The organism is Roseovarius aestuariivivens (assembly GCF_004761875.1).
Taxonomy (GTDB): domain Bacteria; phylum Pseudomonadota; class Alphaproteobacteria; order Rhodobacterales; family Rhodobacteraceae; genus Roseovarius; species Roseovarius aestuariivivens.
On the sequence record NZ_SJEY01000007.1, the window covers coordinates 232,784 to 253,112 of the forward strand.

The window sequence follows — 20,329 nt, forward strand, 5'->3', positions numbered from 1 at the left end:
ACGCGTGTTCCGCAGGGCGCTAGGCAAGGCGGCACACACAACATATAGTCGGCGAAAATTCACCTGCGGGGCAGCCAGGCAGGGGCAAGGATACGGGCATGGCACATATCATCGTGGTCGGAAACGAAAAGGGCGGCGCGGGCAAGTCGACCGTGTCGATGCATGTCGCGACGGCGCTCGCGCGTATGGGCCACCAGGTCTCGGCGCTCGACCTGGACCTGCGGCAGAAGACCTTCGGCCGCTACACGCAGAACCGCAAGGCCTACCTTGAGAAGAATGGCCTCGATCTGCCAAGCCCCCGCTATCACGACCTGCCCGAGATCGACCCGGCCAAGCTGCGCCCGGGCGAGAACGTCTATGACCGGCGCCTGTCCGCGGCCGTGGCCGCGCTGGAGCCCGACAGCGATTTCATCATCATCGACTGCCCCGGTTCGCACACCCGGCTCAGCCAGGTGGCGCATAGCCTCGCGGACACGCTGATCACGCCGCTCAATGACAGTTTCGTGGATTTCGACCTGCTCGCGCATGTCGACACCGACGGGCAGAAGATCCAGGGCCCATCGGTCTATTCCGAGATGGTCTGGAACGCGCGCCAGCTGCGCGCGCAGGCGGGGCTCAAGCCCATCGACTGGATCGTGGTGCGCAACCGTCTGGGCGCGCAGCAGATGGTCAACAAGGAAAAGATGGGCGCGGCACTCGACAATCTCGCCAAGCGCATCGGGTTTCGCACGGCGCCGGGCTTCAACGAGCGGGTGATCTTCCGCGAGCTTTTTCCGCGCGGCCTCACGCTGCTTGATCTCAAGGATATCGGCGTCAAGCAGCTCAATATCTCCAACGTCGCCGCCCGGCAGGAACTGCGCGACCTGGTGAAGGCGCTCAACCTGCCCGGCGTCACGGCCGATTTCTGATCGGATCCCGCGGCGCGGCCCAAGGGCCGCACAATGTGTCTCGCCGTCGCGGTCGCGCCGGCTCGGGCCGCCCGGCTTTCCCGATGCACGTCCTTGGCCGAGCGGAGGACCGTGCCATAAGGCCTCTGATTTTGAGTATTTTGCCAGGAAGAAACCGGCGGGCAGGTCAGGCCGGTGTCGTCACGCCCCGGCGGCGCAGGGCCACCGCGTTCGAGATCAGCAGCACCCCGATGACCACCGCGCCGCCCAGCAGCGCCCAGCGCCCCGGATCCTCGCCCACCCAGGCCCAGACCAGAAGCGGCGCCAGCACCGATTCCAGCAAGATCAGCAACGACACCTCTGCAGAGGAGATGAACCTCGGTCCCAGCGTCAGGAAACAGGTCGCCACGGCGATAAACGCGCCGTGCCCGAGCAGCAGATGCGCCTGCCCCGGCACGATTTCGGCGGGCGCGCAGAACGGCAAGAGGACAAGACCCGCCCCGATATACGAAAGCGGAATGGCCGGGATCATCGACACGTCCCTGACCTTGCGCACTGCCGTCAGCGCCCCGGCATAAGCGATGCAGACAATGACCGCCCAGAGATCGCCGCGCCAGGACGCGATCTCGCTTTCGCCCGACCCGTAGGCGATGATGGCCAGCCCCGCAAAGACGCCGAGCATGGTCAGCACCATGCGCCGGCTAATCGTCTCGCCAAGAAAGATCTTGCCGAACAGCGCCGCGAAGACCGGCATCGAGGCGAAGATGAAAACCACATTGGCCACGCTTGTCTGCGTCACCGCCAGCACGAAACCCGGCGCGGTCGATCCCATGAGCACCATGTAGATCACGCCCGGCCAGCCGGTCGACAGCGCCGCGCGGATGGCCCCCAAACCCATGACCAGCAGAACGCCGATCAGAATCATCACCCCGGCCGAAACCCCGCGCCAAAGCGCCACCGCCAGCGGATCGCCGACGATAAGCCGCACGAAGAGCGAATCCGGCACGACGAAAAGCACGCCGAGCGTCGTCAGCAAAAGGCCTTTGAGATGATCGTTCATGGCACATCTCTTGGATGTTTGCCGATGAAAGTAAAGCCCGCGCGCGCCCGGTCCGGCGCTTTCGGTTGACGTGGCGCGCGGGTTTCGCAAAGGCTGGACGGCATGAAAGACCAATCCCCCACACCCCAGACCGTCACCCTTCTCGGAACCAAGGGCGGGCCGGCCATTCGCCCCGGCACGCCCATGCCAAGCGCCACCCTGCTGCGCCTCGACGGGCAGGCGCTCTTGGTCGATGCCGGGCTTGGCGCGGCGGCGGGCGTCGTGCGCGCGGGCCTGCCGCTCGAGGCGCTCGACGCCGTGGTGATCACCCATCTGCATTCCGATCACGTGCTCGAACTGGGCCCGCTTCTCCATACCGCCTGGACCGGAGGGCTGACGCACCCGATCCCGATCTTCGGCCCGCCGGGGATCGAGACCTACTGGCAGGGGTTTCTTGATTCCATGGCGCTCGATATCGAGACCCGGATGGAGGATGAGGGCCGCCCGGATTTCTACGAGCTTTTTCCGCTCGCCCATCTGAGCGAGGCCCGCGCCGTCGATATCGACGGCATCGTCGTGTCGGCCATGGCCAACCATCATCCCCCGCTCGACCACAGCTTTGCGCTGCGCATCGACGCAGCGCAGCACAGTGTCGTGCTGTCGGGCGACACCGCCCCGCTAGAGACGATGGCGGCCTTCGCGCAGGGCTGCGATCTGCTGGTGCACGAGGCGATGCTGCCCGACGCGATGCAGGCCTTGGCCGTGCGCGCGGGCGCCACCGATGATCGCCTGCTTGCACATCTGATGCGCAGTCACACGCCCGCCGCGGCCGCGGGCCGGATTGCTGCCGCCGCCGACGTGGGCGCGCTGGCGCTCAATCACCTTCTGCCCGCCGACGACCCCACCGTGACCGAGGACGACTGGCACGCCGCCATCGCGCCGCATTATGACGGCCCGCTTTTCATTGGGCATGACGGCATGGTGATCGATCTGACCGGCGGCGTATGAGCCGCTTCGGCCCGTCGCGCGGTGAACTCTGGTTCCGCTGCGCCGCCGGGCTGCTCGGGCTGGCGGGCCTTGCCGGGCTCTGCCTCTGGCGCGGTCTGCCCTCGGGCGCGGCATTTTTCGAATTGATCGTGATCGGCGGCGGTTTTTTCGGCGGCACCGCCGTCTGGGCCGGGTGGAAACTCTTCAAGCGCGATCACCCCTAGCGCGACAATGCAAGCGCGGGACGTGGCGCAGCATGCCTTAGGTCGTCCGATTGCGGATCCGCCACGCCACAAGCAACGTCGCCACCCCCGAAAACGTGAGATCCAGCGCAAGCAGCAGCCCCAGAAGACCCAGCGCCGCGCCGGGCAGCCCCAGCACGATCAGCAACGACAACGCCAGCGACAGCACGCCGGCCGCCATCAGCCAGCCCCAGCCGTCACGGGGCCGCGCCTGCCACGCCACGACCACCCGCAGCGCGCCCATCATGGCGAACAACACCGCCACCATCAGGGTCAGCGTCACAAGCCCGGCCAGCGGGTTGATCAGCAACGAGACCGCCAGCAGCACCAGAAGCACGCCCAGCGCTCCGGTTAGCCAGCGCTCTCCCTTTCCCGGCGTCTTGGCGGTGACGGCCAGCCAGATCTGCGCAATGCCCGCGACGCCGAACGCGAAGCCCGCCACAAGTTCCACCGTAAGCGAGGCCGCGAACGGGTTGAGAAAGGCCAGAAGCCCGCCGATCAGCATAAGCGCGCCCAGCGCGGCAAGTCCTTTCCAGCCCCAATCGGGATAAAGCTCTTCCAGCGGGCGGGCGGTATCGGTCTGTGGTATCTCGGTCTGTGATGTCTCAGTGGACGTCATGTATGCCTCTCTTTCGATCTCCGGAAAGAAACGCACGGCCCGGTTCTGAAGTTCCGCGTCGCGCGCCGTCCGATCCAGGCGCGGGTTTTCCCGCTGGACCCGCCGCCGGCAACGCCGCTAGGCTCTGGTCAGATCGCACCCAGAACAGGCCCACCCCATGCCCGCTCCCGAAAACCGCTTCAAATCCGCGCTTGCCTCGGGCCGCGTGCTTTACGGCTGCTGGGCCGGCTTCGCCGACCCCTACCCGACCGAGGTGCTGGCCACCGCCGGGTTCGACTGGCTGGTGCTCGACGGCGAACATGCGCCCAACGATCTGCGCACGCTGATGGCGCAGCTTCAGGTCCTGCAGGGCTATGACAGCGCCCCGGTGGTGCGCCTGCCCATGGGCGAGGTCTGGGCGATCAAGCAGGCGCTCGATATCGGTGCGCAGTCGCTGCTTATCCCGATGGTCGAAAGCGCGGCGCAAGCGCGCGATCTGGTCGCCGCCACCCGCTATCCGCCCGAGGGCATCCGCGGCTCCGGCGCCGCTCTGGGGCGCGCCTCGCGCTTCTCTGCGATCCCCGATTACAAATCTACCGCGAATGACCAGATCTGCCTAATCGTGCAGATGGAAAGCCGCGCCGGTCTGGACGCGCTCGAAGAGATCTGCGCGGTGGACGGGGTCGACGGCGCCTTCATCGGGCCCTCGGATCTGGCGATGGATATGGGCCATGCCGGCGACAGCCAGGCGCCCGAGGTGCAGGCGGCCATGCAGCATGCGCTCGCGCGCATCGCGGCCTCGGGCAAGGCGCCGGGCATCCTCGCCAATGACCACGACAGCGCCCGGCGCTACCGCGACTGGGGCGCGACGATGCTGGGCGTGGGCGTCGACGTGGTGCTTTTCGCCAAGGCCGTCCGCGCGCTGCGCGCGGCCTTCGATGGCTGACCGTCTGCTGGTCGATCTGGGCGGCACGACCGCCCGCGTGGGCCTTGCCGGCGCGCGGGGTGTTTTGCCCGAAACGGTCCAAACAATGCCCAACGCGGACCACCCCAGCCTTGCCGCCCTGCTCGCCACCTATCTGACCGGGATACAGGCGGGCCACATCCACGCGCTCTGCGCGGGCGTCGCCGGCCCGGTCCGGGCGGGAACCGCGCAGCTCACCAATCACAGCTGGCTGATCGAGGCCGCCACGCTGGCCGCCGCCACCGGGGCCGATCACGTACATCTCATCAACGATCTTCAGGCCCAGGCATGGGCGCTCGACGACCTCGCGCCCGAGGCGCTGCACCCGCTGATCACCGGCACAGCCGATCCCGACGGTCCGCGTCTCGTGCTGGGCCTCGGGACCGGGTGCAACGTCGCCGTCGCCCATCGCACGGCGGCAGGGCTCTTGGTTCCGCCATCGGAATCCGGCCACACCACCCTGCCCGATGCGCCGGACTTCCGCGCGCTTTACGACGACCTGCGCTCTGGTCACCCGCACCTGCCGATCGAGGCCGCACTCTCCGGCCCTGGCCTCTTCAACCTGCACCGGCACCTGACCGGTGACACCCTGACCCCGCAACAGATCATCGCCGCCGCACCGCCCGAAACGCTTCAGGCCTTCACGCACCTGCTCGGCCTTGTCGCCGGCAATCTCTGCCTTGCGCATATGGCCACCGGTGGGCTCTTTCTCATCGGCGGCACGGCGCGGGCCATCGCGCCCCATATCGGCCAAGGCTTCCGCGACAGCTTCACCGCGCGCGGCCCCTACACGCCCATCCTGCGCGCCCTCCCGGTGACCCTTGTCACCGACGACACCGCGGCCCTGGCGGGGCTCAACCGCTGCCTGGCGTCCCGTCTCGCCGCGTAGGGCGTGCTTCAGCGCGCCCGGGCCGCCCGGAACGCGCGTTAAAACACACCCGGCATCTTCCCCGGGCCCCGGCGCTCTGCCATACTGCGCCCAAAGCAATAAACATGCGAGCAGCGCACATGGCCGACGATCTCCTGACCGCCACCACCGACAGCGACTATAACGCCGCCTCCATCGAGGTGCTCGAGGGGTTGGAGCCCGTCCGCAAGCGCCCCGGCATGTATATCGGCGGCACCGATGACCGCGCTTTGCATCACCTCGTGGCCGAGGTGCTCGACAACTCCATGGACGAGGCCGTCGCGGGCCACGCCACAAGGATCGAGGTCGATCTGCACGAGGATTATTCCGTCACCATCCGCGACAACGGTCGCGGCATCCCGATCGACCCGCATCCCAAATTCCCCGACAAATCCGCGCTCGAGGTGATCCTCTGCACCCTCCACGCCGGCGGCAAGTTCTCCGGCAAGGCCTACCAGACCTCGGGCGGACTGCACGGCGTCGGCGCCTCCGTGGTCAACGCGCTCTCCGACTCGATGGTCGTGCAGGTCGCCCGTGACCGCAAACTCTACGAACAGCGCTTCTCGCGCGGCAAACCCCTCGGGCCATTGCAGGAAATCGGCGCCGCTCCCAACCGCCGCGGCACCACCGTCACCTTCCACGCGGACGAGGAGATTTTCGGCTCCCACCGCTTCAAACCCTCGCGCCTCTTCAAGTCGATCCGCTCCAAGGCCTATCTCTTTTCCGGCGTGGAAATCCGCTGGAAATCCGCCATCCCCGACGGCGACACGCCGCAAGAGGCCACGTTCCACTTCCCCGGCGGCCTCTCGGACTACCTCAAGGAGACCATGGGCACCGCCTCCACCTACGCGGATCAGCCCTTTGCCGGCACCGTCGAGTTTCAGGAACGCTTCGGCACCCCCGGCAAGGTCGAATGGGCCATCAACTGGACGCCCAGCCGCGACGGCTTCATCCAGTCCTACTGCAACACCGTCCCCACGCCCGAGGGCGGCACCCATGTGGCGGGCTTCTGGGCGGCGATCCTCAAGGGGATCAAGGCCTATGGCGAGCTCGTCAACAACAAGAAGGCTGGCAACATCACCCGCGACGACCTGCTCACGGGCGGCTGCGCGCTGGTGTCCTGCTTCATCCGCGAGCCCGAATTCGTCGGCCAGACCAAGGACCGCCTCGCCACGACCGAGGCCCAGCGGCTGGTGGAAAACGCCGTGCGCGACCATTTCGACAACTGGCTGGCCAGTGACACCAAATCCGCCGGCGCCATCCTCGACTTTCTGGTGCTGCGCGCCGAGGAACGCCTGCGCCGCCGCGCCGAAAAGGAAACCCAACGCAAATCCGCCACCAAGAAGCTCCGCCTGCCCGGCAAGCTGGTGGATTGCACCGCCACCGCCCGAGACGGCACCGAGCTGTTCATCGTCGAGGGCGACAGCGCGGGCGGCTCCGCCAAGATGGGCCGCGACCGCCGCACCCAGGCGCTTTTGCCCCTGCGCGGCAAGATCCTCAACGTGCTCGGCGCGGCGTCATCCAAGCTTGGCTCCAACGCCGAGATCAGCGACCTCACGCAGGCGCTCGGCTGCGGCCTCGGCACCCGCTTCAACATCGACGACCTGCGCTATGACAAGATCATCATCATGACCGACGCCGATGTCGACGGCGCGCATATCGCCTCGCTCCTGATGACCTTCTTCTTCACCCAGATGCGCCCCATGATAGACGCAGGCCACCTCTACCTCGCCTGCCCGCCCCTCTACCGCCTGACCCAAGGGGCCAAGCGCGTCTATTGCCTCGACGAGGCCGAGCGCGACGCCTGGCTCAAGAAGGGCCTGGGCGGCAAAGGCAAGATCGACGTCTCCCGCTTCAAGGGCCTGGGCGAGATGGACGCCAAGGACCTCAAGGAAACCACGATGGACCCCAGGACGCGCAAACTCATCCGCGTCACCATCGACGAGGACGAACCGGGTGAAACCGGGGATCTGGTGGAGCGCCTGATGGGCAAAAAGCCCGAATTGCGGTTCCAGTATATTCAGGAGAATGCCAGGTTTGTTGAGGAGTTGGATGTTTAAGGCTAGCGATTCTTACCCATTAAACGAAGTAACTGGCCTTCCGAGACAAAGTTTGGACGATTAAACTTGGCATGAAGTTCCTGAGCTTTTCGGATTTTCGTTCCACGATTCAATTCAATCCAGTCGCGTGAGGCTTCGCCACCGACAATAATATAATCGGTTTTACCAGATACTGAACGAGCAACAAAAGCCCCAAGAGCTTCTAATTCATCCTCAAAATCTTTTCTAGGTGTGGCCCTAAAATTACCAGTTAAAACGACCATTTTTTCATTTAAATCAACTGAGATATCGTCTAGCCGGAATTCGTCAAAATTGGCGACTCCACTGGTTTGCGCAAGGCCCGTATCGCCATAACAATCCCCAACAACACTTCCAATGACAGTGCAAAGTTCCTGAGACTCCTCAGCTGTTACAATGCCGTCCTCTAGAGCATCTTGCAAGCTTGTCTCAATTTGATTGACACCCACGACTTTTCGAATCGCGGGTTGATTAGCGATGGAGTCGCGAAGCATTTTCGCTTCTTCGACAGTAATCACTCCGTCGCACACTATGCCTCTGCAAAAGCCTAAGAAACGGTTCAAAGCACTTTTGTTACAGCTTTCGTCTATCTGTTCTATACGAAATCTGGCGGCATCGACAATTGTGTCGTGCTCCATAAGATCAGCTTCGAAGTCTTGGATTAAGTCTGATGCATCGCAATCTGCGCACTTCTCAACAAACTCTACGCATTCAGCAATAAGTGGTTCAACCTCTCCGCGTTCGATATAGCCACTTGCGGCGATACCTTCTAAAAAACCCGTGAAGTGGCAGAATAATTTCCTCTCATTGTTCTTCGAGTGGATTTGCTCAAGTTCATGACCGCCGTGTTCTAGTTCAGACAAACCACCACCTCTGTTAGTTAACCTTATTTGCGCAGGTGAAGTCTCCAACGCATCGCAATTTAAAGGATAATGTTGGTAAGAAGACGTGGCAAGCATAGTAAGTCTTTTGAGTGGCATATACCGCGCGGAATCAAGGCTTTGTGAGCAAAGCCGCCGCGCGATCGCCAGACCGCCCCCGAGCTGGCGATTTGGCTGACACCAGCGCCCCGCTCGAAAGTCATCCAGACACGGCCACCATAAAGCGCTCTGACGCCCCAAAGATCGCCATCCCGCGGTCTGGCAATCGCGCGGCTTTTCCCCCCAACCGTAGGGCGTGCTTCAGCGCGCCTACCCGCGCCACGCCAAAACACGGCCTACGGGGTAAATTTCACGTTAAGAACTTTTGTACAAAATGGACAAACGCCCTCTGAAACCTGCTACATTTTGTACAAAATTCTCGGTTTCCCTGATACCACGTCCCCATGCGCGCCTGTCTCCTCCTCGCCTGTCTCCTCCTGATCTCCTGCGGTCGTCCCCTGACGCCGACGGAGCGGAGTTTTGCCGAGCAAATTCATGGGGATAGCCTGAAATCCTCCCGTATCCGGCTGGTCGAGGGCGCGCTCATCGGCAAGGTCACCTACGACCGCCCCAAACGCCCCCGCCTCGCCTGCCGCGAACGCATCTTCCCCGAGCCGGGCACCCCCACCGTGACAGTGGGTCCCGCTGCCTATGTCATTCATAACAAAGTATTTTTCTCGCAGGACTGGTATGCCGAGAACTACCTGCCCGCCTATCCGAAACGCTATTCCCTGGTCCACGCGATGATCTTCGCGCATGAAATCACCCATGCCTGGCAATGGCAGAACCGCCGCCAGACCGGCTATTCCCCGCTTAAGGCGTTCTCCGAACACAATGCTAGCCCGGACCCCTATCTATTTGATATCACGACGAAAACCCGCTTCCTCGATTACGCCTACGAACAGCAGGCCAGCATTGTCGAGGAATATGTCTGCTGCGCCACGCTCGACCCGGGCGCCCCACGGACCAAGCGATTGAAAAGCTTGATAAAACAGGCGATGCCCGTCACCGATCTGCGCATCCCCGATCAGGTCATTCTGCCCTGGAAAGACGCGCAGACGACAGGGATATGCCGCATTTAACCGACTGTTATTGCTGAATACTTTCCAGATACGCCAGCAGCGCCGCCAGGGGCCGCGGCGTCGGCGTCAGCACCCCGTCGCCCACATCCACCGGCACGGTATCACCCATCAAAAGCAGCCCGAATTCCGGCATATCCTGCCCCGGCAGCCCGGTGCGGTCATACCCGTCGATCACCGAAAGCACCCGCGCCCGGGGGAATTCTCCGTTTACATTCAACGCGGTAAGGTCGGAGGGCGGCGGCGAATACGACCCCGCCCAAGGCCCGTTCCCCTTGCCCGAGCGCCCATGACATTGCGCGCAGTTCTCCATGAAAAGCCGCTCCCCCTCGGACGGCTCGGGCATGGAAACCTCGACACAGGCCGCAAGGCCCGCCAAAACCCCACATGAAATCAATGCCTTACGGATCATGCTGCGCCTCCTCTGCCCCTTGTGTCTTTTGTCACAGGCTGACACCTGCGGCGCCGCAAATCAAGCCAACTCGCCCGCCAGCGCCTTGTCGATCAGCGCCACGGTCTCGTCCACCCCGTAAAGTGCGATGAACCCGCCGAACCGCGGCCCCTGGCTCGCGCCCAAAAGCACCTCGTAGATCGCCTTGAACCAATCGCGCAGCGGCTCGAACCGGTCGCGGCCTACGGCATAAACCACTGATTGCAAAGCCTCATCTTCGACCGGCCCGTCATAGGTGGCCAGCTGATCGCGCAGGTGTTGCAGCGCCTCGCGCTCCAGCTCGGTGGGCGCGCGGTATGTCTTCTGCGGCGCAACGAAATCCTCGTAATACTTCACCGCAAAGCCCGCCGCCTGATCGAGATCCGGGTGCGTCTCCGGGCTCGCCTCGGGTGCATAACGCCGGATAAAGCCCCAGAGCGTTTCCTTGTCATGCGCCGAGGCCACCGACGCGAGGTTCAGCAGCATCGCGAAGGGCACCACCATCCGGCTTTCGGGCACATCACCGTTGTGGATATGGTGCACCGGGTTGGCCAGCCGCTGTGTGGCGTCCTGCCCGGGATAGGCGCGTAACTGCTGGTGATACTCGTCCACCGCCTTGGGAATAACGTCGAAATACAAGCGCTTGGCGGTTTTCGGCTTGAGATACATGAAGTAGCTCAGGCTCTCGGTCGAGGCATAGCTGAGCCATTCGTCGATCGAAATGCCGTTGCCCGAGGACTTGGAGATTTTCTGCCCCTGATCGTCGAGGAAAAGCTCGTAGGTGAAATGCTCGGGCGCCTTCCAGCCGAGGATCTGGCAGATCCGGTCATAGATCGGCGTGTTGGTGGAATGGTCCTTGCCATACATCTCGAAATCGACGCCCAAAGCGGCCCACCGCGCGCCGAAATCGGGCTTCCATTGCAGCTTTACGTTGCCGCCCGTCACGGGCAGCGTCCACTCGCGGCCATCCTCGTCGTCAAAGGTAATCTCGCCCTTCGCCGCATCCACGTTCTTCATCGGCACATAGAGAACGCGCCCCGTCTCGGGGTGGATCGGCAGGAAGATCGAATAGGTCTGCTGCCGCTCTTCGCGCAGGCTTTTCAGCATGACCTTCATCACGTCGTCGTACCGCTCGGCAGCGCGCAACAGCACTTCGTCGAACTGGCCGGAGCGGTAGAACTCGGTCGCGGAATAGAACTCGTACTCGAACCCGAACGTGTCGAGGAACCGGCGCAGCATGGCGTTGTTGTGATCGCCGAAGCTGTCATGCGTGCCGAACGGATCCGGCACGGATGTCAGCGGCTTTTGCAGATGTTCCTGCAGCATGTCCTGGTTCGGCACGTTGCCCGGCACCTTGCGCATTCCGTCAAGGTCGTCCGAAAAACAGATCAGCTTGGTTGGGATGTCGCTGATCATTTCAAAGGCATGGCGGATCATCGTCGTGCGCAGCACCTCGCCAAAGGTCCCGATATGCGGCAGGCCCGACGGCCCATACCCCGTCTCGAAGAGCACATAACCCTTCTCGGGCGGCGCCTTTTCATAACGTTTGAGCACGCGGCGCGCTTCTTCAAAAGGCCAGGCTTTCGAGCTCATCGCGGCGTCGCGTAGATCAGACATGGGGTTCTCCGGTTGATTGCCCGTCCCGAGGCCTCGGGCAGGTCGTCCGCTTCCTATTGCCGAGGGGCGGGACAGTCAATATTCTGCACCTGCAAGACGCCTTTAGGACTTCCAGAAATGACCGATCAGATCCCACACCCGCTCAGCCCGCAGGACTGCCTCGTAGCGGTAATGATCGCGGTCTCGGCCTCGGACGAGGACATCCAAACCGCCGAGCTGGTCAAGATCGAGAGCGCGGTCAACAATCTACCGGTTTTCGCATCATACGATCTCGATCGCATGCGGGTCATTTCGCAGATGGTGTTCGACCTGTTCAGCGTCGAAGATGGGCTCGACGCGCTGTTTGGCCTTGTCCGCGACAACCTGCCCGAGCGGTTGATCGAGACGGCCTATGCGCTGGCCTGCGACGTGGCCGCCGCGGACGGCACACTGGACGAAACAGAACTGCGCATCCTTGAGGAAATCCGATACGAGCTTAACGTCGACCGGCTGGCGGCGGCGGCTATCGAGCGTGGGTCCCGGGCGCGTCATCTCAAGGCATGAGACATCCCATCGCGGCTCTGGTGTTGGTGGTATGGTGTTTGGGGGCGTGGACCGCGATGGCAAAGGCCGCCGACATCCTCGCGCATATCGATCTGTCGGATCAGCACATGACGCTTGTGATCGACGGGCTTGAAATGCATCACTGGCCGGTCTCCACGGCACGAGCCGGCAAGCGCACGCCCACGGGTATCTACGGCGTCGAAGCGATGCACAGGATGCATTATTCGACCCTCTACAACAACGCGCCGATGCCGCATTCGATCTTCTTCGCCGGCAACTACGCCATTCACGGAACAGACCAGATAAGCCGCCTCGGACAACCGGCCTCGGCGGGGTGCGTCCGGCTTCACCCCGATAACGCGCAGCTGCTTTACGAGCTTGTGCGCGCGCGCGGCCCGCAAAGCCTGACGATCGAAATCGTGCCCTAGCACCCGCAGCCATCGCGAAATTCGCAGTTTTCTTCCCGGTCAAAACCCGTACTAAATAGGCCCGGAACCGAAAGGGAGATCCCGATCATGCGCCCCGTTTTCGTCAACATCCGCTGCAAGCCCGGCAGATCTTATCACGTGGCCGAAGAGATCGCCCTGCGCGAGATCCATTCAGAGCTTTATTCGACATCGGGGCCCTTCGACCTCTTGCTCAAGCTCTACATCCCCGATGACGCGGACGTGGGCAAATATATCAACGAGAACCTTCTAGAGATCCCCGATATAGAACGGACCGAGACGACGCTGACCTTCAAGGCGTTCTGAGACAGACAGAAAGACAGGGAGAAACAGATGCGACTGACATCATTTATCGCGGGTGCCTGCATGGCCGCCCTCGCCGGCGCCGCGACGGCCGAGACCGGCAAGGTCAAGGTGGGCATGATCACCACGCTGTCAGGCGGCGGTGCGGGCCTTGGCATCGACGTGCGCGACGGCTTTCTGCTCGCCGCGAAGATGGCGGGCAACGATAGTCTCGAGATTGTGGTCGAGGACGATCAGCGCAAACCCGATATCGCGGTACAGCTGGCCGACAAGATGATTCAGTCGGAAAAGGTCGACGTCCTGACCGGGATCATCTTCTCCAACCTCGCCATGGCGGTCATCCCCGCCGCGACCGCGCAGGGCAAGTTTTATCTGTCGCCCAACGCAGGCCCCTCGGCGCTGGCCGGCAAGGGGTGCCATCCGAACTATTTCAACGTGGCCTGGCAGAACGACAACCTGCACGAGGCCGCAGGCGGCTACGCCAATTCCGCCGGCTTCAAGAACAGCTTCATCCTCGCGCCGAACTATCCGGCGGGGCAGGACGCGCTCACGGGCTACAAACGCATCTACGAAGGCGATCTGGCAGGCGAGGTCTTCACTCAGCTTGGTCAGACAGACTATGCCGCCGAGATCGCCCAGATCCGCGCCAGCGGTGCCGACAGTGTGTTTTTCTTCCTGCCGGGCGGCATGGGGATTTCGTTTCTCAAGCAATACGCCGATAGCGGCATCGACCTTCCGGTGGTGGGGCCTGCCTTCTCCTTCGATCAGGGCATTCTTCAGGCTGTGGGCGAGGCCGCGATGGGGGTCAAGAACACCTCGCAATGGAACAAAGATCTCGATAACGAGGCCAACCGGCTTTTCGTGGAAACCTTCCAGGCAGAGTACGGCCGCCTGCCGTCGCTCTACGCCAGCCAGGGCTACGACACCGCGAACCTGCTGCTCTCGGCCATGGCCAAGGCAGATATCTCTGACGCCGACGCATTCCGCGCCGCGCTGAAAGAGGCCGATTTCGCCTCGACCCGCGGGGATTTCGCCTTTGCCGCCAACAATCACCCGATCCAGGACATCTATGTCCGCGAGGTGATCAAGGAGGGGGACGTCTACACCAACAAGATCATCGGCACGGCGCTTGAAGATCACGCCAACGTCTATGTCGACGACTGCAAGATGTAAGACCTGACACTTTAGTCAAAAAGACGGGCGCGCCGCGCGCCCGCCCTACCACCCGGGCCACTCCCCATGACCGCGATCCTATTTATCGAACAGGTCCTGAACGGGCTTCAGTTCGGCGTCATGCTCTTTCTCATGGCGGCGGGGCTGACGCTTGTCTTCGGGGTCATGGGGTTGATCAATCTCGCGCATGGCTCGCTTTACATGGTGGGCGCATTCGCAGCAGCGGCAGTGGCGGGCGCGACAGGCTCGTTTCTCTTGGCGCTGATCGCCGCGCTGGCCGCGGCGGCCGCCGCAGGGGCCATCGTGGAACTGGTCGTGATCCGGCGGCTTTACGACCGCGACCACCTCGATCAGGTGCTGGCGACCTTCGCGCTCATCCTCATCTTCTCTGAAGGTACGCGGTGGATCTTCGGGTCCTTCCCGCTGTTTCTGGATATCCCGGATTACCTATCCGGGCCGGTCACCCTGCCCGGAGGCATCCAGTACCCCCTCTACCGCCTGACGCTCATCGCCATCGGTCTGGTCATCGCAGGCGGCCTTTTCTGGCTTATCTCCTGCACCCGCCTCGGCATCCGCATCCGCGCCGGCGAATCCGACCGAGAGATGATCGCGGCGCTCGGTGTCGATATCTCACGCCTCTACACCGTCGTCTTCGCGCTTGGCGCGGCGCTGGCCGGGCTGGCGGGCGCACTTGTCGGCGCGATACAGTCGGTGCAGGTCGGCATGGGCGAGCCAGTGCTGATCCTCGCCTTCGTCGTGATCGTCATCGGCGGCATCGGCTCGATCAAGGGCGCGCTTGTGGGCGCGATCCTCGTCGGTCTCACCGATACGCTCGGAGGTCTCCTCCTCCCGGCGCTCTTCGCGCTTTTCATGGATAATTCCGCGGCCCAGACGACCGGTTCGGCCCTGGCCTCGATGCTCATCTATATCCTCATGGCCTGCGTTCTGGTCTGGAAACCTCAGGGCCTTTACGGGGCACGCCCCGCATGACGCGCGAGGGCTGGATCAACGCCGCGCTCTACGCGGGCCTTCTGGCCGTGCCCCTCTGGGCGTGGGCCACGGACGAGCCCTTTACCATCACGCTCGCCACCCGGGTGGCGATCCTTGCGCTCGCTGGAGTCGGCCTCAACATCGCGCTCGGCTTCGGCGGGCTCATCAGCCTGGGCCACGCGGCCTTCTTCGGGATCGGCGGCTACGCGATGGGCATCCTTGCCAGCCACGCCCAAAGCTACACGCCCCTGATGGAAACGCCCTTCCTGATCGAAGGCACCAAATCAATGCCGGTGATCTGGCTTGTGGCAATTGCCGCCTCAAGCCTTGCGGCACTTGTCATCGGCGCGCTCAGCCTGCGCACCTCGGGCGTCTATTTCATCATGATCACGCTGGCCTTCGGGCAGATGTTCTATTTCTTCGCCATCAGCTGGCCCGCCTATGGCGGCGAGGACGGGTTGTCGATCTATGTGCGCAACGGGTTTCCGGGCGTCAACACGCTCGATCCGATCCAGTTCTTCGCGCTCACCTTCGTGCTTCTATCGCTCGCGCTCTGGCTCAGCGCCCGGCTGGCGGCGTCGGAGTTCGGTCTTGCGCTCGGCGCCGCGCGGCAATCGCCCCAACGGGTGGAAACCGTCGGGCTCAGCCCGTTTCGACTTCGCCTGACGGCCTTCGTGATCTCGGGCGCGATAACCGGGCTGGCCGGGGCGCTTTTTGCCGATCTCAACCGGTTCGTGTCGCCCACCATGTTCAGCTGGCAACTCTCCGGAGAGCTGATCGTCTTCATCATTCTGGGCGGCGTCGGGCGGCTCTTCGGGCCGGTGGCGGGGGCCGCGCTTTTCATCACGCTGGAACATGTGCTCGGCGGGCTGTCGGATTATTGGCATGTCTATCTCGGCCTTCTGCTGCTTGTCGTGGTGCTTTTCGCACGCGGCGGGATCATCGGGCTTCTGGCCGGGCGGAGGGTGGCGCATGACTGACCCGGTTCTGGCGACCCGCGACATCACGAAATCCTTCGGGGCCGTGCGCGCTTCGGACGGCATCTCGATCGATCTGCGTCCGGGCGAGATCCACGCCGTCATCGGCCCAAACGGCGCCGGCAAATCCACCCTGATCGCGCAGATCTGCGGCGGGTTACGGCCCGATAGCGGCACGGTCGAATTTCTGGGGAAGGACATCACCTCGCTGTCCGGTCCGGCCCGCGCGCAGCGGGGGCTGGCCCGTACCTTCCAGATCTCTGCGCTGGCGATGGAAGACACGGTGCTTCAGAACGCTGTTCTGGGCGCACTCAAATCGCGCGGCGGGCGGCTCGGGTACTTCCGGCCCGCGCTAGGCCAGTCGAACCTGCGCGAGGCCGCCTTCGAGGCCCTGCACCGCGTCGGGCTTGCTGATCAAGCCGCCGTGCGGACTGCGGAACTGTCGCACGGGCAGCGAAGGCAGCTCGAGGTTGCGGTCGCGCTGACGTTGCGCCCGCGCGCCTTTGTCATGGATGAGCCGATGGCAGGAATGGGCAGCGAAGGCTCACGGCAAATGACACAGTTTTTGGACACGTTACGGCAGGACGCACCGATCCTGCTTGTGGAACATGACATGGACGCGGTCTTTGCCCTGGCCGACCGCATCTCGGTGCTGGTCTACGGCCAGTGCATTGCAACAGGTTCCGTCGCAGAAATCCGTGCCAATGCGGACGTGCAGGCCGCCTATCTGGGGCAGGACGCATGAGCCTCTTGCAGGTCGAAAGCATCGCCGCCAGCTATGGCGCGACACAGGCCCTGTTCGACGTCTCGCTCGACGTGGCCGAGGGCGAGGTCGTGGCCCTGATGGGACGCAACGGCATGGGCAAATCGACCACGATCAAGGCGATCTGCCGACTTCTCGAACTCGATGCGGGGCGCATCGCGTTCGACGGCACCGACCTTGCCCGCCTGCCGGCCTTTCGCGCGGCCCAACTGGGCCTGGGTCTCGTGCCCGAGGGGCGCCGCTGCTTTCCCAACCTGACGGTTGATGAAAACCTGATCGCCGCCGCGCGGCCCGGACCTTGGGATCTGGACCGCGTGACCGCGCTCTTCCCACGCCTGGCCGAGCGGCACGCGCAATCCGCCGCCACGCTTTCGGGGGGCGAACAACAGATGCTCGCCATCGGCCGGGCGCTGATGACCAATCCGCGCCTCCTGATCCTCGACGAGGCGACCGAGGGCCTCGCCCCTCTTGTCCGGCAAGAAATCTGGAGAGCCATCGCGGCGCTGAAAGCGGACACCGGCCTGGCGATCCTTCTGGTCGACAAGTCGCTGGCCGAATTGCGGCAGGTGGCCGACCGCGCGGTGATCGTGCAGCGCGGCAGCACGGTCTGGAGCGGCGCATTTTCTCAACTCAACGACGAGATCACGGCAAGATATATCGGCGTCTGACCGGTCCGGACCGACCCAAGCGCCTGCAAGCTACCGACCTTCCCCGCGCCTCTGCTACTGCGCCGCTTCCACGCCGTCCTGCGCCGCTGTCTCCGTCAGGAAATCCTCCAGGATCGACCGGAACAGCCCGGGTTTTTCCAGATGCGCCGCGTGGGCCACCCCGGGAATGACGGCAAGCCGCACATCCGGCAGATTGCGCCACAGGGTTTCGACCTGCGGCCAGCGATACGACCGGTCCGTATCGCCCCAGACAACCAGCGTCGGCATGCCAAGCAAGGGTAGCGCCGCGCGCCCGTCCCAGTCGGCCATGGCGTAAAGCGCGTTCTCGGCCGCCTGCGGATCCGCCTGCGCACCGATCTCGCACAGCAGGGGATAGGCCGCCGCACCGGCGCCGTTTTTGAACCATGTTGCCCCGATCCGCCGTATGGTCCTTTCGACCCCGTCTTCCAGCAGCCGCTGCATCGAGACAGCAATCGGCTCGAACCTGTCGGGCATAAGGCCAAGCGGCCCGGTGCCGTAAAGCACAAGTCGCGACACACGCTCGGGGCGCATGCGGGCCATCTCCTGCACCACCATACCGCCCATGGAATGCCCGATCAGGGTGAAGCGGTCGACGCCAAGGCTTTCGAGCCGTTCCAAGAGCGCCCGCGCCATCCCTTCGATCGAGGTGCAGCCCTTGTGGTCCGCCGCTGCGCCAAAGCCGGGCAGGTTCGGTGCGATGACGTCGTAGCGATCCGAAAAGATCTCGATCTCGTGCGCCCATTGCGCGGCACCGCCGAGATATCCGTGCACCAGAACGAGGGCCGGGCCCGTCCCGGACCGCAGATAGGCCAGCCCGTCGCTCAACGCATCTGGTCCGGAAGCCACAGCGCCACCTCGGGTGCCGCGATCAGGATCGCGATCAGAAGCACCATCGCGCCGATGAACGGCAGGCACCCCATGATGACATCGCCAATGCTGACCTTGTCGCGGCTGATTGCCTGAATGACATACAAGTTCAGCCCGACAGGTGGCGTCAGAACCGCGATTTCCATGGTGATCGTGTAGACCACGCCGAACCAGATCAGGTCGAACCCCGCCGCCGACATCAGCGGAAAGATCGTCGGCAGCGTGATGAAGGTCATCGAGACCGGCTCTAGGAACATGCCCAGTACGATATAAAAGACGATCACGATCATCAGAACCGTGTAGGGCGACAGATCGAAGGACAGGAACAGCTCGGTGAATTGTTGCGGCACGCGGTAGTAGGTCAACACGAAACCGAAAAGCACCCCCGCCGAGAGAAGCAGGCCCAGATATCCCATCGTCCGCATCGTCGAGAACAGTGCCTGCTTGAACCCGTCCCACGTCAGACCGCCAACACCGAACGCAAGGATCACAGTCAGCAACGCGGCCACGGCCGCCGCCTCGGTCGGCGTGGCGATGCCCGCGTAGATCGCGACCGTGATGACCAGCCCTATCAGGATCACCGGCCCGAGCGTGCTGAGGATTATCAGTACCGGCATTTTCGCGGCGTCTTCGCTCGACGGGATGTCCTGGGGCCGCATACGCCCCCAGACCAGAACGACCACGACAAACCCGGTGACAAGGATAAGACCCGGGATCACCCCGGCAATAAACAAGTCCCCGATGCTCTGGTCGGTGACAATGCCGTAGAACAGCAGGATGAGGCTTGGCGGGATCAGCACCGACAGCGTACCGCCCGCCGCCAGCACGCCCGACGACAGCCGCTTACCGTATCCCAGGCGAAGCATCTCTGGAAGCGCCACGCCACCGATGGTCAGCGCACCGACCATCGAGGACCCGCAGACCGCGCCGAACGCGGCGCTGGCCCCGATGGAGCCATAGGCGGCCGACCCTTTCAAACGCACGCCCTGGTGCAAAAACTGGTATAGATTGGGCCCAATATTCGATTTTCCTATGAGCTCTCCCAGGAACACGAAAAGCGGCACGGCCAGCAGGATATAGTCGATCCACACCCCCCAGAGCTTCAGCTCGGAGGACACAACCGAGGTCTTCCAACCCTGGATATCCCACAAAAAGGGCAGCGACGCCGCGGCAAGCGCGAAGGGGATCGGCAGGCCGATGACGATGAAGACCATCAGCAGCGCCAAAAGCCCGAGACCAACGGTGTACCATTCCATCAGGCCTCTCCCTTCACAGGACGGTTGGCGATCAGGCGAAGCAGCCTCAGCGCGACGTAGATCGCGAACAGCACCAGCGCCGTCGCGCCTGGCGCCCAGAACCACCATCGCGGCCAATGCAGGATCTCGGACGCCACGCCGGAATTGAACGAGCGCAGGGTCGCGCTGACCCCCGCATAAGCAAAGAACAGACCCACCCCCAGCATGATGACGTGGTTCACGATCGCGAAGATATGCTGCACCCTGGCTGGAAAACGGTCGATCAGCATCGTGACCTTGGGCATGGCGTCTTCCCGAAGCGCATAGGCAAGCCCGGCGAAAGCGACGGGAAAGAGCAACAGCGCTGTCGCCTCCGTCACAAGCCGGTCGGGCTTGCCAAGGCCGTAGCGTGTGAAAACACCATAGGAAATCCAGACCATCTGGATCAGGACGATGACGCCGCCAAGCGCCGCCACCCAAATGACGATGCGTTCGACGCTACGGATCAGACGATCCAAACCGGTATCCATGGCAGTCCCCAAAGGTCAGCGAAAAGATCGGCGGCCCCGGATCCTGGCCGGAACCGCCGCCGGTG

The 20,329-nt window shown here is 63.4% G+C and carries 23 protein-coding genes; 15 read left to right on the forward strand and 8 right to left on the reverse strand.

What is annotated here, in order from left to right; genetic code table 11:
* Positions 1-98: 98 nt before the first annotated feature.
* Positions 99-908, forward strand: coding sequence for a division plane positioning ATPase MipZ (locus tag EZV60_RS13225; protein WP_135506060.1), 810 nt, complete (start codon positions 99-101; stop codon positions 906-908).
* A gap of 166 nt (positions 909-1,074) precedes the next feature.
* Here EZV60_RS13225 and EZV60_RS13230 read toward each other — a convergent pair whose 3' ends face one another.
* Positions 1,075-1,947, reverse strand: a complete 873-nt coding sequence (locus tag EZV60_RS13230; RefSeq protein ID WP_135506061.1) for a DMT family transporter — start codon at positions 1,945-1,947, stop codon at positions 1,075-1,077.
* A 102-nt stretch (positions 1,948-2,049) separates the two neighbouring features.
* Here EZV60_RS13230 and EZV60_RS13235 point away from each other — a divergent pair, with 102 nt between their 5' ends.
* Complete coding sequence (locus EZV60_RS13235) at positions 2,050-2,934, forward strand: MBL fold metallo-hydrolase (RefSeq protein WP_135506062.1); 885 nt, start codon at positions 2,050-2,052, stop codon at positions 2,932-2,934.
* Positions 2,931-3,137 (forward strand): hypothetical protein, encoded by a 207-nt coding sequence (locus tag EZV60_RS13240; RefSeq protein ID WP_135506063.1) that lies wholly within the window; start codon positions 2,931-2,933, stop codon positions 3,135-3,137. Before EZV60_RS13235 ends, EZV60_RS13240 begins: the two co-directional genes overlap by 4 nt.
* A gap of 37 nt (positions 3,138-3,174) precedes the next feature.
* On the opposite strand, the gene EZV60_RS13245 is transcribed toward EZV60_RS13240, so the two are convergent.
* A complete protein-coding gene (locus tag EZV60_RS13245; RefSeq protein ID WP_135506064.1) occupies positions 3,175-3,774 on the reverse strand; it encodes an HdeD family acid-resistance protein in 600 nt (199 codons plus the stop codon).
* Positions 3,775-3,931: 157 nt separating this feature from the next.
* Between EZV60_RS13245 and EZV60_RS13250 the strand changes: the two genes are divergently transcribed.
* From EZV60_RS13250 to parE, 3 genes are all read left to right on the forward strand, one after another.
* Complete coding sequence (locus EZV60_RS13250; protein ID WP_135506065.1) at positions 3,932-4,699, forward strand: HpcH/HpaI aldolase family protein; 768 nt, start codon at positions 3,932-3,934, stop codon at positions 4,697-4,699.
* Positions 4,692-5,606: a glucokinase gene (locus tag EZV60_RS13255; protein WP_135506066.1), complete on the forward strand. Its 915-nt coding sequence runs from the start codon at positions 4,692-4,694 to the stop codon at positions 5,604-5,606. The genes EZV60_RS13250 and EZV60_RS13255 overlap by 8 nt, the downstream gene beginning before the upstream one ends.
* Positions 5,607-5,725: 119 nt before the next feature.
* Positions 5,726-7,684 carry a DNA topoisomerase IV subunit B gene (gene parE, locus EZV60_RS13260; RefSeq protein ID WP_135506067.1) on the forward strand — a complete coding sequence of 653 codons (1,959 nt, stop codon included), beginning with the start codon at positions 5,726-5,728 and terminating at the stop codon, positions 7,682-7,684.
* Positions 7,685-7,686: 2 nt separating this feature from the next.
* Here parE and EZV60_RS13265 read toward each other — a convergent pair whose 3' ends face one another.
* Positions 7,687-8,661: a BRCT domain-containing protein gene (locus EZV60_RS13265; protein ID WP_135506068.1), complete on the reverse strand. Its 975-nt coding sequence runs from the start codon at positions 8,659-8,661 to the stop codon at positions 7,687-7,689.
* A gap of 365 nt (positions 8,662-9,026) precedes the next feature.
* On the opposite strand from EZV60_RS13265, the gene EZV60_RS13270 reads away from it, so the two are divergent.
* Positions 9,027-9,704: a hypothetical protein gene (locus tag EZV60_RS13270; protein WP_135506069.1), complete on the forward strand. Its 678-nt coding sequence runs from the start codon at positions 9,027-9,029 to the stop codon at positions 9,702-9,704.
* A 7-nt stretch (positions 9,705-9,711) separates the two neighbouring features.
* Here the strand turns inward: EZV60_RS13270 and EZV60_RS13275 are convergent, their stop codons facing one another.
* A complete protein-coding gene (locus tag EZV60_RS13275; protein ID WP_135506070.1) occupies positions 9,712-10,113 on the reverse strand; it encodes a c-type cytochrome in 402 nt (133 codons plus the stop codon).
* Between the two features lie 60 nt (positions 10,114-10,173).
* Positions 10,174-11,748: a lysine--tRNA ligase gene (locus EZV60_RS13280; RefSeq protein WP_135506071.1), complete on the reverse strand. Its 1,575-nt coding sequence runs from the start codon at positions 11,746-11,748 to the stop codon at positions 10,174-10,176.
* A gap of 117 nt (positions 11,749-11,865) precedes the next feature.
* Here EZV60_RS13280 and EZV60_RS13285 point away from each other — a divergent pair, with 117 nt between their 5' ends.
* The 8 genes from EZV60_RS13285 (at position 11,866) to EZV60_RS13320 (ending at position 17,611) form a co-directional block, all read left to right on the forward strand.
* Complete coding sequence (locus EZV60_RS13285) at positions 11,866-12,291, forward strand: tellurite resistance TerB family protein (RefSeq protein ID WP_135506072.1); 426 nt, start codon at positions 11,866-11,868, stop codon at positions 12,289-12,291.
* A 56-nt stretch (positions 12,292-12,347) separates the two neighbouring features.
* Positions 12,348-12,719: a L,D-transpeptidase gene (locus EZV60_RS13290; protein WP_245306298.1), complete on the forward strand. Its 372-nt coding sequence runs from the start codon at positions 12,348-12,350 to the stop codon at positions 12,717-12,719.
* Positions 12,720-12,806: 87 nt separating this feature from the next.
* The gene (locus EZV60_RS13295) at positions 12,807-13,043 is read left to right on the forward strand and encodes an Lrp/AsnC ligand binding domain-containing protein (RefSeq protein WP_425353569.1); all 237 of its coding nucleotides are present in this window, start codon (positions 12,807-12,809) and stop codon (positions 13,041-13,043) included.
* A 27-nt stretch (positions 13,044-13,070) separates the two neighbouring features.
* On the forward strand, positions 13,071-14,213 hold the full coding sequence (locus EZV60_RS13300) for an ABC transporter substrate-binding protein (protein ID WP_135506075.1): 1,143 nt from the start codon (positions 13,071-13,073) through the stop codon (positions 14,211-14,213).
* 66 nt (positions 14,214-14,279) lie between these two features.
* Positions 14,280-15,203, forward strand: coding sequence for a branched-chain amino acid ABC transporter permease (locus EZV60_RS13305; protein WP_135506076.1), 924 nt, complete (start codon positions 14,280-14,282; stop codon positions 15,201-15,203).
* Positions 15,200-16,183 carry a branched-chain amino acid ABC transporter permease gene (locus EZV60_RS13310; protein ID WP_135506077.1) on the forward strand — a complete coding sequence of 328 codons (984 nt, stop codon included), beginning with the start codon at positions 15,200-15,202 and terminating at the stop codon, positions 16,181-16,183. The genes EZV60_RS13305 and EZV60_RS13310 overlap by 4 nt, the downstream gene beginning before the upstream one ends.
* The gene (locus tag EZV60_RS13315) at positions 16,176-16,925 is read left to right on the forward strand and encodes an ABC transporter ATP-binding protein (RefSeq protein ID WP_135506078.1); all 750 of its coding nucleotides are present in this window, start codon (positions 16,176-16,178) and stop codon (positions 16,923-16,925) included. Before EZV60_RS13310 ends, EZV60_RS13315 begins: the two co-directional genes overlap by 8 nt.
* Positions 16,922-17,611, forward strand: coding sequence for an ABC transporter ATP-binding protein (locus EZV60_RS13320; protein ID WP_135506079.1), 690 nt, complete (start codon positions 16,922-16,924; stop codon positions 17,609-17,611). Before EZV60_RS13315 ends, EZV60_RS13320 begins: the two co-directional genes overlap by 4 nt.
* A 54-nt stretch (positions 17,612-17,665) precedes the next feature.
* On the opposite strand, the gene EZV60_RS13325 is transcribed toward EZV60_RS13320, so the two are convergent.
* The 3 genes from EZV60_RS13325 to EZV60_RS13335 are packed head-to-tail and all read right to left on the reverse strand — an operon-like array spanning position 17,666 to position 20,264.
* Complete coding sequence (locus EZV60_RS13325) at positions 17,666-18,478, reverse strand: alpha/beta fold hydrolase (RefSeq protein WP_135506080.1); 813 nt, start codon at positions 18,476-18,478, stop codon at positions 17,666-17,668.
* A complete protein-coding gene (locus EZV60_RS13330; protein WP_135506081.1) occupies positions 18,454-19,755 on the reverse strand; it encodes a TRAP transporter large permease in 1,302 nt (433 codons plus the stop codon). The genes EZV60_RS13325 and EZV60_RS13330 overlap by 25 nt, the downstream gene beginning before the upstream one ends.
* Positions 19,755-20,264: a TRAP transporter small permease gene (locus tag EZV60_RS13335; protein ID WP_135506082.1), complete on the reverse strand. Its 510-nt coding sequence runs from the start codon at positions 20,262-20,264 to the stop codon at positions 19,755-19,757. The genes EZV60_RS13330 and EZV60_RS13335 overlap by 1 nt, the downstream gene beginning before the upstream one ends.
* Positions 20,265-20,329: the final 65 nt, after the last annotated feature.